This is a genomic window from Mycoplasmopsis fermentans PG18 (assembly GCF_000209735.1).
GTDB lineage: Bacteria > Bacillota_I > Bacilli_A > Mycoplasmatales > Metamycoplasmataceae > Mycoplasmopsis > Mycoplasmopsis fermentans.
Window position 1 is genome coordinate 421,976 of record NC_021002.1, and the last position, 13,756, is coordinate 435,731.

Annotated in this window: 14 protein-coding genes and 1 pseudogene; 12 read left to right on the plus strand and 3 right to left on the minus strand. The window is 26.9% G+C overall.

The window, feature by feature from the left end; all coding sequences use genetic code 4:
* Window positions 1-72 precede the first annotated feature (72 nt).
* Window positions 73-1,380 (minus strand): DNA recombination protein RmuC, encoded by a 1,308-nt coding sequence (rmuC, locus tag MBIO_RS01955; RefSeq protein ID WP_013354559.1) that lies wholly within the window; start codon window positions 1,378-1,380, stop codon window positions 73-75.
* A gap of 179 nt (window positions 1,381-1,559) precedes the next feature.
* On the opposite strand from rmuC, the gene MBIO_RS01960 reads away from it, so the two are divergent.
* Window positions 1,560-2,084, plus strand: coding sequence for a GNAT family N-acetyltransferase (locus MBIO_RS01960; protein ID WP_013354560.1), 525 nt, complete (start codon window positions 1,560-1,562; stop codon window positions 2,082-2,084).
* Between the two features lie 43 nt (window positions 2,085-2,127).
* Window positions 2,128-2,667, plus strand: a complete 540-nt coding sequence (locus MBIO_RS01965) for a DJ-1/PfpI family protein (RefSeq protein ID WP_013354561.1) — start codon at window positions 2,128-2,130, stop codon at window positions 2,665-2,667.
* Window positions 2,668-2,708: 41 nt separating this feature from the next.
* On the opposite strand, the gene MBIO_RS01970 is transcribed toward MBIO_RS01965, so the two are convergent.
* Together MBIO_RS01970 and gyrA are read right to left on the minus strand one after the other, a co-directional pair.
* Complete coding sequence (locus MBIO_RS01970; protein WP_013354562.1) at window positions 2,709-4,238, minus strand: MAG5620 family putative phospho-sugar mutase; 1,530 nt, start codon at window positions 4,236-4,238, stop codon at window positions 2,709-2,711.
* Window positions 4,239-4,272: 34 nt separating this feature from the next.
* A pseudogene (gyrA, locus tag MBIO_RS01975) lies at window positions 4,273-7,052 on the minus strand (DNA gyrase subunit A).
* Between the two features lie 276 nt (window positions 7,053-7,328).
* Between gyrA and MBIO_RS01980 the strand changes: the two are divergent.
* The 10 genes from MBIO_RS01980 (at window position 7,329) to MBIO_RS02015 (ending at window position 13,560) form a co-directional block, all read left to right on the plus strand.
* Window positions 7,329-8,228 carry an MAGa3780 family membrane protein gene (locus tag MBIO_RS01980; protein ID WP_013526792.1) on the plus strand — a complete coding sequence of 300 codons (900 nt, stop codon included), beginning with the start codon at window positions 7,329-7,331 and terminating at the stop codon, window positions 8,226-8,228.
* A gap of 192 nt (window positions 8,229-8,420) precedes the next feature.
* Entirely contained in the window at window positions 8,421-9,017 is a 597-nt protein-coding gene (rpsD, locus tag MBIO_RS01985; protein ID WP_013354565.1) for a 30S ribosomal protein S4, read from the plus strand.
* Between the two features lie 19 nt (window positions 9,018-9,036).
* Window positions 9,037-9,276: a 50S ribosomal protein L31 gene (rpmE, locus tag MBIO_RS01990; protein WP_013354566.1), complete on the plus strand. Its 240-nt coding sequence runs from the start codon at window positions 9,037-9,039 to the stop codon at window positions 9,274-9,276.
* Between the two features lie 186 nt (window positions 9,277-9,462).
* Entirely contained in the window at window positions 9,463-10,485 is a 1,023-nt protein-coding gene (gene hrcA / locus MBIO_RS01995) for a heat-inducible transcriptional repressor HrcA (RefSeq protein WP_013354567.1), read from the plus strand.
* Entirely contained in the window at window positions 10,485-11,738 is a 1,254-nt protein-coding gene (grpE, locus tag MBIO_RS02000; protein WP_041594211.1) for a nucleotide exchange factor GrpE, read from the plus strand. The genes hrcA and grpE overlap by 1 nt, the downstream gene beginning before the upstream one ends.
* A 168-nt stretch (window positions 11,739-11,906) precedes the next feature.
* Window positions 11,907-12,326, plus strand: a complete 420-nt coding sequence (locus MBIO_RS02005) for a large conductance mechanosensitive channel protein MscL (RefSeq protein ID WP_013354569.1) — start codon at window positions 11,907-11,909, stop codon at window positions 12,324-12,326.
* Between the two features lie 112 nt (window positions 12,327-12,438).
* On the plus strand, window positions 12,439-12,546 hold the full coding sequence (locus MBIO_RS04660; protein ID WP_081439131.1) for an IS3 family transposase: 108 nt from the start codon (window positions 12,439-12,441) through the stop codon (window positions 12,544-12,546).
* Window positions 12,547-12,633: 87 nt separating this feature from the next.
* Window positions 12,634-12,972 (plus strand): DDE-type integrase/transposase/recombinase, encoded by a 339-nt coding sequence (locus MBIO_RS04790; RefSeq protein ID WP_049764032.1) that lies wholly within the window; start codon window positions 12,634-12,636, stop codon window positions 12,970-12,972.
* Between the two features lie 78 nt (window positions 12,973-13,050).
* Window positions 13,051-13,194: an IS3 family transposase gene (locus tag MBIO_RS04795; RefSeq protein WP_129622089.1), complete on the plus strand. Its 144-nt coding sequence runs from the start codon at window positions 13,051-13,053 to the stop codon at window positions 13,192-13,194.
* 123 nt (window positions 13,195-13,317) lie between these two features.
* On the plus strand, window positions 13,318-13,560 hold the full coding sequence (locus MBIO_RS02015; protein WP_013354570.1) for a hypothetical protein: 243 nt from the start codon (window positions 13,318-13,320) through the stop codon (window positions 13,558-13,560).
* Window positions 13,561-13,756: the final 196 nt, after the last annotated feature.

Consider the following 13,756-nt stretch of genomic DNA (forward strand, 5'->3'; position numbering starts at 1 on the left):
AAATTAGGCCTTGCGCCTAATTTTTTATTTAGCCCTGTTTTATAGTGCTTTTGGTAAAAAAAGCAAACTTATTTATTCTTCTTCTTTATCATCATTTTCATCACTTAAATCTTCAATCATAGGCATATTCATTGCAACTTTATCAATGTCATAATCTTCTTTTATAATACCTTTTTTTCGTGCACTATCAATAGAATTTTGAATTCTTTTCTTTACTCTATCGACTATTTTTAATGCTCTATTTAATTCAACTCCTGTTTTATCATTTTTCTTGATACTTTGTTCAATTTTGGTATAAATATTATCTTCACTTTGACGAATAAATAAGAATGCATCTAAAAGAATGTCAATATTTTGTTTTATGTTAATTCCATAATTTGCATAAGCAATGGTTTGAATAATCATCAAAATTGTACTTGGTCCAGCCAACATAATATCATGATCTTTATTCAATGCTGAAACCAATTCATTGTCACTAACTGCTAAAGCAAAAATAGCTTCAGATGGTAGATACATAATTGCTTGCTTGGTAGTTACATTTTTAATAATGTATTTACTTTTAATACTTTTAGCTTGTTCGAGAATAACTTTTCTAAAGTTAATTTGAGCTTTAATTCTTTCTTCTTTAGAGTCTGCATCTTGATATGCATTAAAAGAATCAAGTGGAAACTTACAATCAATAGGCAAGTAACGATCATTTTGAGAGTTAGCTTCTCCATTAGGCATTTTAATAACAAAGTCAACTCTTTCGCTATTTGGGTTCATATCTTCAAAATCAACAGCAGCAGCTTCATCTAATCCTTTTTTAGCAATTTTCTTTAAATCAACTTGTGCAGCTCACAAGTCTTTTGATAAATGTTCATTCAAAATACTCTTTAAATTAAACTCACCATAATTACCGCGACTTTTTGTTCCATCAAAAGTTTTTTGTAATGAATTAACTGAATCTTGTAAGGTCTCAAAACGTACTAAATTCTTGTCAAGATTTTCCATGTTTTCTTTAATATTTTTAAAGTTTTCTTCCATCTTTTTAGCTACTTCATTTTCAAATTTTTCATCAATAGCACCTTTAATTATTTGCACTTCCTTAATTACTAAATCATCAAACGATTTCATTTTTTTGTCAATTTCTTCTCTTAAATCACTAAAGTTTTTATTAATCATGTTGAATGAATTGGCAATTTTTTCATCAACATTTTTATTGAATTTGACAAATTGACTAGACAAATCTTCAGTTATTTGATTTTTAATATTATTTGTCATTTTGTCTTGATCGATAACTTCTGTCTTATTTTTTTTATATAAGATGAAACTAACGACAATACTACTAATAGCTAAAATCATAGTCAATATTACTACAATTAGAATTCCTATTTCCATATTTTTTCTCCTTTAATTAATTGGTTTTTTAAATTATATAATTTTTAATTATATTTTGATTAAAATAACAACTTAAAAGCTCAAAAATTGCCACAATAAATATTATTTTTTTGTTTTTGCAAGACTCAAAAAGTTTTACAATTTAAAATTGTATTGATTTTAAAATCTAGAAAGAATTTATGAAAATAGTTAAATTAACTAAAAAAGAATATAAAGGTAAAGAATTCTGTGTCCAATATAAAACAAAAGGCTATTACTTTATAGAACATACTAAAAATGGATTTAGTTTTGTTTACAAAAAATTTGATCAAGAAAAAACTTTTGGTTACTGTGACAAGTTTTTTCAAGATTGATTAAATAAACCAATTTGCTATGGTGCTTTAGATGACCATAATAAGTTGCTAGGTTTTGCTGAAGGTTATTTAGAAGAGTGAAATAATCGTTTTAGAATTACTAACATTTTAGTATTTGATGAAAATAGTAGACATAGTGGTATTGGTTCTAAATTAATGAAAAAAATGATTGCAAAAGCTAAAACAACACCTGCTAGAATGATTGTTTTAGAAACTGAAACATGTAATGAAAAAGCAATAAGATTTTATCAAAAATTCAATTTTGAAGTTATTGGATTTGACTTGTATGCATATACAAATGAAGATCCAAAAGAACATGAAGTTAGAGTTGAAATGGGTTTAAAAATCTAGAAATTTTGCTATATAATAGAAATATAGTTTTTGGAGGTAAGATATGAAATTATTAGTTTTAACTCATCCAATGTTTAATGACATTGAATTAACAACAGTCCTTGGTTGTTTAATTAGAAGTGGCAAAATGAGCAAAATTACTCTTTATAATCACAAGCATAAAAGTGCTACAGGACAATTTGGAGTAACTACTTTGGCTTTAGAAAATAAAGTTAATTTAGATGAATACGATGCTATCTTTATTCCAGGCGGTAAAGGCGCACAAGAATTAAGAAAAGATCCTGAAAGTTTAAAAGTAATAGATTACTTTATTAAAAATGATAAATGAGTTTGTGCTATTTGTGATGCGCCTAATGTTCTTTATGAAAATCATTTTATTGATGATAAGGTTAAATACAGTTCATTTCCAATTATACCTTTAGTTGGCGGTAAAAATAGAAATGAAAAAATGGTAACAGTAAATAACAAAATTATTACTGGTCGTTGTGCAGCAAGTTCAATGGAATTTGGTTTAACTTTAGTTAAAGAATTCTTTGGTGAAGATGTTTACGAGCCTATTCGTAAAGGAATGTTTGGAGCTTAAAAAGGCAATAAAAAAATCAGCTTTTGAAAGTTGATTTTTTATTATTCTTCTTTTTCAATTTTATGCTTTTGAGCCTTTTTTATAAGCACAAAGAGCAAAATTTGAAGTTTCAACTTATCTCATCAAACAGTGTTCGAAATGTTTTCGAAATTGCAACACATTTGATATTCAATAACCAATTTACCTTTAACATCATCTCAGTAAAAAATCATTTGATGTTTCTTATTGTTAATTAATTTAAAAAGCATGTATTTATGATCATTTCATACTCGATATGCATTAAAAGCTGTAAATCATCTTTTGTAATTTAATGAGAAATATTTAATTAAATTTTCTAGTTTATCAAAAGAATATTTGTATGATTTTTTGCTAATTTTAATCTTGCCAACTCTTTCAGCTAATTGATTGTATTTGAATGAAAGTAAGTTGTTTCGATTTGTATAACTATTTAGCATTCAAATTAAACAAATGAAAAAGTAATAGTTATTAAATTGAGTTGAATAACGAGGATTAGCTATAAATTTGTTATCAATATAAGCAAATAAACAGCTTTCATTTTTTAATTGTTTATTTATATTTTTTAAATCATAGAAATAATATTTAACTTTATATTGTTTTAATAATTCTAATATTTGATAAGTAGTATTTTGTGGAACAACAACATAAGAATTACTAATATCAATTCCATTACGTTTGATTTCTTCTAAAAAGAAATCTAAATAAATTAATACTAGTTCATGAGAATTAAGTCATTTAAATTTGTCATTTAAACGCAAGCAAACATTTAAGTTGCTGTTGATATCAAAATGAAAAATATTTTGAATTTTGTTTTCACGATATCATGAGCTAGCTGCAAAAAATGTTAATCATTTTAGGTTTAAAAGCGAAATATTTTTATTGTTTGTAATGTATTTATTTTGATAATTATTTAATAGTTCTGTACCAATACTTTGACTAAATTTATTGTCACTAGCAAAGTAACTTAATGTTTTATATCTTTGTTTAACATTAACGAAAGCTTTAAGAATTTGTTCTTTTGAAGCTAATTCATCAATCAGTTCAAATTCATTAACTAGTTTAGGATCTTTGATGACAATTTCTTTATTTTGCCATTTGTTTAATTGATAATAATCATAAATTTTTTGTAAGTTTTCAGAGGTCAAAATTTCAAAGTTTTTATCAAATATTTGAATTGTAATATAGTTATCATTTTTAATATTTTTAAATTTGATTAAAAAGTCATATGAAGCTTTTTTATAGGCATATTCATCTAAAATCAAACTAATTGAAAAGTTATTGTGATACTTAAAAACATTATGATTATTTTTGATAAAATAAGAGCTAAAATATTGAATATTTTCATTATAAAATTCTTGACCTTCAAAGCTTAATAAAATGTTACTATTGCTTTTTAAAATAGTTTTATTTATAGCTTGCAATAGTCGCAAGATTGATGAGAGTTCTATTTTTTCTTTGTTATTTGTTTTAAATAAAAAGGTATCATTGCGAATTAAAAGATTATCGTTTGAAACGATAATTTGCTCTTTTAATTGTTGATTATTTGTTTGCATAAAATTACCTATTATTTATATTAAAGATTTTTGATTATTCTTCATTGTTTGAATCAATATCAATTTCATCGTTTGAGTTATCATCTAAGTTGATTTCTTGACTTTGTTCATAAATGCTTTGAACAACAGAAGTTGCAGCCATAGTTGCTTCTGGATCTGTTTTTTCATCAATTTTAATGATTTCAACAGCTTGAATTTCTTCACGCTTTTTAAGGTTAATTATTTTAACACCTTTAGCTGCCCGACCAGTTTGGCTAATTTGGCTAATAGCTGTTCTAATTGTTAAACCACTTGTTGTAATAATAAAAGTTCATCTTGAGGATTTACGAATCTAGCAAAAACAATGTCGCCTGCTAATTTGCTATTAATTCCTTTAACACCTTTACCACCACGTTTAATTAATCTAAATAGTGAGTGGTGAGTAAGTTTTCCAAAACCTTTTTTACCAATAGTTAAGATTAATTCACCTTCTTGACTTGTTGAAGTGCTTGAAACTGTTTGATGGCTATCAAGTGTTATACCTTTAACACCAGTTGCAGTTCTACTAATTGGTCTAAAGTCAATAGCTTGGAATTTAACAATTCTTTCTTCATCATTTGCTAAAAGAATTAAGTCTTCATCAGTAATAATCATTGCTCTAATTAATTCATCGCCTTCACGTAAGTTGAAAGCATATTTACCATTAGCGTTAATTCTTTCGTATTCAGTTAATCTAGTTTTCTTGATAATACCATTTTTAGTTGCTGTAAATAAGTAGTGATCTTCATCGTAAGTGTCTACTGGAAGCATTGAAACAATTCTTTCACCTTCTTTAACACGAAGTGAAGGAATAATATTAATGAATGCTACACCTTTACTTTGACGAGATAATTCTGGAATTTCATGAGCTCTAACACGGTAGACACGAGCATGATTTGAGAATAATAGTAAGTCGGTGTGAGTTGTAGTTGTTAATATTGAGGCAATATCATCATCGTCATATGTTTTCATAGTACCAATACCAACTCCACCACGACGTTGAGTTTTGTATTCTTCTAAGTCCATTCTTTTTACAAAGCCTTTGGCGCTGGTTGTAATAACAATGTCACGTTGAGGAATCAAGTCTTCATCAGTAATAGTACCTTGAATTTCATAGTTAATTTGTGTGCGACGTTTGTCATTGTATTTTTCTTTAATTTCAGTTAATTCTTTAACAATTAATTTAATTAATTCACTATGGTTAGCCAAAATAAATTCAATTCTTTCAATTTCTTTTCTTAACTCTGCCATTTCTTCAAGCATGTTTTCAATAGCAAGTCCTGTAAGACGACCTAAACGCATGTCAACAATAGCTTTTGTTTGTTTTTCAGTTAAATTAAATCTTTTTGCTAAGTTAGCTTGAGCTTCACCATCTGTTTTAGATTTCTTAATAATTGCAATAACTTCATCAATATTTTCAACTGCAATTTTAAGACCTTCTAAAATGTGAAGACGGTCTTGAGCTTTAATTAAATCAAATTTTAATCTTCTAGTCACTACTTCTTCTTGGTGTCTTAAGTAAACTTCTAAAGCTTGTTTTAAGTTTAAAACTTTAGGTTCACCATCAACTAAAGCAACAAAGTTAACATTGTAGTTTACTTGTAAGTTTGTTTGACGATAAAGCTTGTTTAATAAAACATGAGGATTAACATTCTTTTTAACGTCAATAACAATTCTAATACCTTCACGGCTACTTTCATCACGTAAGTCGGCGATACCTTCGATTTGTTTATCTTTAACTAATTCAGCTATTTTTTCAATAATTGCAGTTTTCTTAACTTCATAAGGAATTTCAGTAACAATAATTTTGCTTTTACCATTTGAGTATTCTTCTATTTTAGCTATTGATCTGATTGGAATGGATCCCTTGCCTGTTAAGTATGCATCTTTAATACCTGCATTGCCTAAAATCATAGCTCCAGTAGGAAAGTCTGGACCAGGTAAAAATTCCATTAAGCCATAAATATCAATTTCTGGATTGTTAGCTAAAGCAATAGTTGCATCAATAGTTTCACCTAAGTTGTGAGGTGGAATACTTGTTGCCATACCAACAGCAATACCACTACCACCTGAAACTAAAAGGTTAGGGAATCTTGATGGTAATACTGAAGGTTCTTTTTCACTAGCATCATAGTTATCAACAAAATCTACTGTATCTTTTTTAATACCTTCAAGCATTTCAGCAGCTAATTTGCTCATTCTTGCTTCAGTATAACGCATCGCAGCAGCTTCATCACCATCAATAGATCCAAAGTTACCGTGACCATCAACTAAAGGATAACGCATACTAAAATCTTGCGCCATACGAACCATAGCTTCATAAACTGAACTGTCGCCATGTGGGTGGTACTTACCTAAAACGTCCCCGACAATACGAGCGCTTTTTCTATGTTGCGATCCAAATGTAATTCCTAATTCATTCATATCAAAAAGAATACGTCTATGTACTGGTTTAAGTCCATCACGAGCATCTGGTAAAGCACGAGAAACAATAACACTCATTGCATATTCTAAGAATGAGTTTTTCATTTCTTTGTGAACTTCAACTGGATGAATACCATCTTTAGGTGCATCTAAAAGTTGTGGTTGAACTACATAGTTGTCTTTATTTTGAGGAACTTCTTCTTCCTCCCCTTCAATAACTTTAGTTTCTTCTTTTTGTGGTTTAAAAGCAACAAAAAGCTCTTCATCAGGAATGTAATCTTCATCTAATTCTTCGATTGCATTTTCTTTTTCTTCTTCTTGATTAAGTTTGCTTTTGTATTCTTTTTCTTTATCTTGTTCTTTTGAACTCATAAAATACCTCCTTCAAACTTTTAATATATAAATATATTAAAATATTATAGCATTAAAATGCAGTTTTTTTAATAAATTTTTTATTTTTTTATTTTCATTTTTTATGGCTTTTTTACATTAAAATTTTAAAACTATATTTTTACTAAATTAGCTGTTTTATAGGCTTTTAATAGAAAAATCAATATAAATTAAGAGAAAAAATTAAAAGCTAATTATGTTTGCTTTAATTAAAATAAAATATAATTAAATAGTTTAAATTATAGAAAGGATTAAAAAATGGAAAATATAAACACAGAAAAACATAAAAAAATGGACTTCAAAAGTTGATCAAAATTGAGAAAATCAACATTTATTGTGGGTATTATTGTTCTAGCAATTTGTGTGTTAACTTCTACTTTAAGTTGAGTTAATATCTCAATGACAATTAATAGAATGATAACGAAATTTGATGAAGAAAATCCAGGTATTTTAGTCAAAATGCAAAAGGCTCATATTGCTCCATCTTTTTTAGCTTATATTTGAAAAAAAACTCAAACTTTTACTTATATTTCTAATTATTTTTTAGCTATAAGTATGATCCTTTTTGGATACTTTTATCACAATAAAAGAATTCTAAAGACTTTCTTTTTAAGTGTAGTTTACATTAGTATTACTTTTGCTATTTATTGAACTTTAATTTTTCCAAAAATATTTGGATCAGAGTATGGTTCCTTTAGATTAGCTTTAAGCACAATTGTACATGCAATTAATCCATTAATTGGAATAGTCATATTGATTTTAAATCGTAAAAATATTACACTTGATAAAAAAGTTATGTACATGTCTAATTTAGGTGTTATTGGTTATTTATTATTTGCCTTTGGCACTTTTTGAATTGGACTAAGTTATTCACAAAACTACAAAAATGATGTAGCAAATAAACTAAATCAATATGTGGATAGTGATATTGTAGTTTATGGCTTTTTAAACTTTATTGAACCATTTTTTTATCGCGGAGGTAATATTGCAATAGTTATTACATTAGACTTATTAATGATTATAATAGCAGTCTTTGTACCTATTGGCTTAAGTTATTTTTGAAAAGCAGTATTAAGAATAAAAATTGAAAAAAATAATGAAAAAGATAGTTTATTAGAAACGAAAAGTGATGAAAAAATAGCAGAAGATATTAATTAAAAAAATATTAGGTTTTTAAAACTTTTAATATAAAATTAAAGAGCATATAACAGCAAGTATTCATAAAAGAAAGATAATAAAGTTTCAGATTCGATTTGAAAGTCGGTTTGCTGATTAAACCAAAATCATTAGAACTTTATTAATTCATTTAGAGAATACTCTCTTCTTGTTTTATGCAGAAAGAGGAAACTTATGAGATATAGAGGTCCCGTTTTCAAGAAAAGCCGTCGTTATGGATTTTCAATTTTAGAAACAGGTAAAGAATTTTCAAAAGGTAGAAAAAGAACTTATGCTCCAGGTCAACATGGTGACAAACGTGTTAAATTAAGTGACTATGGACTTCACCTTTATGAAAAACAAAAAGTTAAATACTTATATGGTTTAAATGAAAAACAAATGCACAAATACTACATTCGTGCAACCAAAATTAAAGGTGTTACAGGTACAGTATTGTTACAACTTTTAGAAAGTCGTTTAGACAACTTAGTTTATAGAGCAGGTTTTGCTTCAACACGTCGTCAAGCACGTCAATTAGTAAGCCACGGCCACTTTACATTAAATGGTCACAAAGCCGACATTCCTTCAATGAATGTTGAAGTTGGCTCAAAAATCCAATTAAAAGAAAAATCCCAAAAGAATAAAATTATTGAAGCTAACCTTAAAGATCGTTCAGCTGCTAAATGATTAACAATCAAAGGTTTTGAAGTGTCATATGACCGTTTACCAGACAGAAGTGAATTACATCCAGAAATTAAAGAAAACTTTATCGTTGAGTTCTACTCAAAATAATAATTAAAGGAGTAAGCTTATGAAAAAAAATATTCATCCACAATATTTTACAGTTGAAGCAACATGTTCAACATGTGGTAAAAAATTTCAATTTGGTTCAACTAAAAAATCAATTTCTGTCGATGTATGTTCAGGTTGCCACGTAGTTTATACAGGCGACAGAACAAAAACAAAAGCAACTGGTATGATTGACAAATTCAACCAACGTTTAGCAAAACAAAAAGCTGCTATTGAAAAATCAAAAGGTAAGAAAAAATAATTTTACTAATAAGAGTTTTTAATACTCTTATTTTTTATTTTTGGCACTTAAAAGATTTATTGACATATAAATTTATTTAAAAAATTACCTAAAGCACTATAAAATAGGTCTTTAAAACACAAAGTTAATTTAGCACTCTTTTTAATAATTACTATTAATATTATTAAATTAAGATATAATTAAATTATGGCTAATATAAATTTAAATGACGAAAAAAAGAAAATTCTTAAATATGTTATTGAATCTTACATTGAAGAAGGGATCCCGATTGGTTCTCAATTATTGGTTGACAAATATAAATTGAACATTTCTTCATCCAAAGTTAGATACATTTTAAATGAATTTGAAGAAGCTGGACTTTTAGAAAAAACACACACTTCAAGTGGACGTATTCCTTCAAATCTTGGTTATAACTATTATGTAAAAAATCTAGTAAATAAAGATTCAAACATACTATATGAAAAATTAAAAGATATTTTTGCTCGCCGTCGTGTTTCAATTGATCAAACAGTTAAAGAAGCGGCAAAAACCATCTGTGAAACAGTTGGAATAACACTTGTTACTTCAGAAAGTAATGAAGATGCAACACTTAAAAGTATTCAACTTGTACCACTTAATACTGCTGAAGCAACTGTTATTTTAGTAACCTCTTATGGTGAAGTTACATCTAAAACAATAACAATTGACTTAAACCTTGTAACAATGTCAGATTTGAAAATAGCTATTAGAATTTTCAAAGAAAGATTAATCGATGTACCAATTTTAAAACTTAAAAGTACAGCAGAAGCATTGACCCCAATTCTTGCTGATACAATTAAAAACTATGAAAGTATTTTGCAAAGTTTTGTAACAAATGTTTTTGATTTCCAAATCAAGAATGAAAATGTGATTTATGGAAAAGATAATATAATTTTAGCAGACGATATTTCAAGACAAGATTTAAGTAAAATACTTCATTTAATCGAAACTAAATCAATATGACAAACAATTGAAAGTGAAATTGATGAAGACGAAAATATAAAAATAGCAATTTGTGATGACCACAGTACCTTTATTAGTAAGAAACTAGAAACACAAAGCAAAATTAAAGAAATAGCACTTGTCGGCACTAGCCGAATGGATTATGAAAAAGGATTTAGTGCTCTTAAAGCCTTAGAGGAATTTATTGAAAATAAACCATGCAAATCAAAAGATGAAGGAGATAAATAATGAAAGTAGTTCCTAATTTAAACAAATTTAAAACTGGTGAAGGTATTATTGCAAATATATCAGTTTATAATAGCTCAAATGCTTATCAAAAACAATTATCAAAAGAAAAAGTAAGCTTTGTTTTAGGTGAAAATACATTTTTACCAAACTTTGACAACAATATTGTTGAACAAACTGTTAGACCAGTTTTAGATTTTGTTGTTACATTTCCAAAAAGCTATGAAGTAGCAGAATTCAAAGACAAAACATTTAGATTTGTTATTGAAATTTTAGACTACCAAGATAGTGAATATGTTAAAGCATACAAACAAATGTTAGCTTTAAGAGAAGAAATACAAAAATTAAATGTTGCTTCAGGCAATCATTTAAAAGAACTTGAAGAATTAAAAGCTAAAAATGAAAAACAAATGAGTGAAATTAGTAATTTAAAAACTGAAAATGATAAACATACTAAAGATTCTGCTGATCTTAAAAATCAATATCAAGAACAAGAAAAAACTATTCAAAAACTTATTGAAGATAACAAAAAATTTATAGCAGACAATAATGCTTTAAAAGAAGATAATGAAAACAAAGGTAAACAAATTAAAGAATTAATGTCAGGAAAAACCACAAAATTAATGGAGCAAACTAGTGAACATGAAGCAAAAGGTGTTAATCCTGCAGTTTTAAGAAAACAAGTTGATGTTTTAAGAAAACAACTTGAAGAACAATCAATTGAATTAAAAGAACTTAGAAAAAATAAAGCTCCTGAAGCTGTTCAAAGAGTGACGGTTCCTAAAGAAGAAGTTGACAAAATTAAACAATATGCATTACAAAAATTCTTCGAAGATTTTTCAACTCATTATACAACTTTAAAAGGTGCTGTTAAAGCTGGTGCTAAATCAGAAAACAGTAGTGTTAAAAACTATGTAGTTGGTTTTGAAATGATTTTAAACTTAATCAATGGCGTTTTAGAAAAACACTGTATTAAAGCAATTGAACCAAAAATTGGTGATGAATTTGATCCTAATACTCAAAAAGTTCTTGAAGTTGAAGAATGCAAAGATAAAAAACACAATACAATTGTTAAAGTTAGTGCTATTGGATTTAAATTACATGATAGAGTTATTAAACCTGCTTTAGTTGTAATTGCTCAAGATTCAAGTGCAAAAGACAAAAAACTAGCAGCGGAAACTAAAAAACCAGAAGCTCCAAAGGCTAAAGAAACAACTAAGAAAACTGAAACTAAAAAAACAACAACCAAAAAATAATTCAAAATAGGTCAGTGATTAAAGTCACTACTTATTTTTTATTAAAACAACTATAAAATAGTTATTTAAGTAAATACAACTTTAATTTTTTTAATTATTTTTCAATTTTTTTATGAAAATAGTATTCAAATATATTAAGCACTAATAAAAATAATATATAATTAGATTATGTTTAAAAAATCATGTAAAGATGCTTGAATAGTTGTCAAACGTGGCAATATGTTCATGTTAGCAATTGGTCTTTTATTAGGTACCGCATTTAATGCTGTTGTTTCATCTTTAGCAAATGATGTTATTATGGCAGCAATTGCGAAAGCATTCAATGTGGATGAAGTTAAAGACTTAAAAGCTGGCCCAATTTTAATTGGCAAATTCTTAGCTGCTTTAATTTCATTTTTGATTGTGGCAACAGTTATATTTATATTGTTAGTTGTTGTCTTTTTAGTTAAAAATGCTATAGAAACTAGAAAATTTAAAAAGAACCCACCTGTTGCGGAAGAACCAAAACCTACAACTGAAGAACTTATTTTAGCTGAAATTAAAAAACTAAATGAAAGACTTGAAAAACTAGAACAACCTAAAAAATAAAACAAGAAATTGCAAAGTGTAGAGTGAACCCCAAATTCCGAACTTTTTGGAAAGGGGTTCATTTTTATGTAATTTTAATTTAAAAAAAGAAACAAATGAAATAGATATATAAATGGTTATTTTTGACTTATTTAACTATAATAAAGGACTATACGGTTATAGACGTATTACATTTGTTTTAAGAAATAAAGAAGTAATGATTAATTATAAAAAGGATTAATAAAAGCATTAAATCTTTTTGGCAAAACATTAAGAAAAAAATAAGTATTCTTCATTCAAAGGTGATGCTCATAGAAATATTCCAAACTTGCTTTTAGATAAAGAAAATATCACAGAAGATTTCTTCAGATACAAAAGAAATTTTTCTAATGAAAAATATTTAGATATATGAGGAACAGATGTTACCGAATTTAAGTTAATAAATGAAGAAAAAATATATTTTTCTCCTGTTATGAATTTTAGGACCAGAAAGATTTTAGGTTATTCAATTACTAAATCTCCAAATTTAAGAATGATAGGAAAAATGTTAGAAAATGTTGAAGAAAATGGTCATAGTTTAAACAATGTATTAATACATTCTGATCAAGGATGACAATACACTCATCAAGATTATATTGATTATTTGAAAGAAAAAAACGCAATTTAAAGCATGCAAGAAAAGGAAATTGTTTAGACAATAGTCCTACCAAGTGTTTATTTGGTGTTATAAAAATAGAATTTTGATTTGGAAGAAAAGAAATTTAATAGTTTTAAAGAATTTAAAACCACTTTAGAAGAATATATTTCATATTATAACAATGATAGAATTGTTAATGAATTAAAAGGACTTAGCCTTGTTCAATACAGGAATAAGTCCAAACATAATTAAAAAGTCCAATGTTTGAGGTTCATACTAGTGTAGCTTTGTAATTTTTTTACCTTTTTTCACAAATTTTTCCATTTTCGCCTTTATTTATTACCAAAAAGAAAAGTAAAAAATGAAAGGAGGACTATGAAAGACAAACAAATTCAATTAAAACCTTTAACAGAAGAACAAGAAGCAAACATTCATGGTGGATCAATTATTGCTACCATTTCAGGAATTGTTGGCATTTTAGCAACAATAGCTACAACAGTAAATGGAATTGTTAAAAGTCATAAATCACCTAAAGGCGAATTTAAAGACAAAACAGGAAGTCAAATTAAATGAGATAATTCTCCAGCAACAAATGGAAATATCTTTTATGCGTGATAAAAAAGAGCAGGGCAAAAGCCTTGTTTTTGCTTTTTATTTAGCTAAAATTATTCAAAAAATATTTTGTTCATTATTTTAATAATGTGGTAAAATGAATAGGCAATATTTAATTGCAGAAAGAAGAATCTAATTCTCACCTGATGGCCAATAGCCTTGGGTTTATGCTACAATTAAAACCTAATTTTAAGTTTTATGT